This is a genomic window from Bradyrhizobium sp. Kon56, assembly GCF_055807635.1.
Genome location: NZ_JBVVOU010000529.1, coordinates 1 through 252, shown reverse-complemented (window position 1 = coordinate 252; position 252 = coordinate 1). Strand labels below are relative to the sequence as shown.

Annotated in this window: 1 protein-coding gene; it reads right to left on the bottom strand. The window is 57.5% G+C overall.

What is annotated here, in order from left to right; genetic code table 11:
• A partial coding sequence (locus AC0L3B_RS39930) for an IS3 family transposase (RefSeq protein WP_473383440.1) occupies positions 1–252 on the bottom strand: 252 nt, incomplete at both ends.

Below are 252 nucleotides of genomic sequence, written 5' to 3'. Positions count from 1 at the left end.
CTCTTCATCAAGCTGCGCATACGATGGCGCCCGACCACTACGCCCTGTGTTTTCAGGGCTTTTGTAAACCCACGGCTGCCCAGCGCTCCGCGATGCTCTCGGTGTAAAAGCCGGATTCTCTTTTCCAGTTGGGGCTCAATTCTGCGCTCAGGTTTGGGCTGGCGCATCGCGTAATAGCTGCTGCGAGGCACGCCCAGCAAGCGGCATAGACGTCGCACCGACAGCTTTTTTGTGGCGCCCTCAATCATTTTC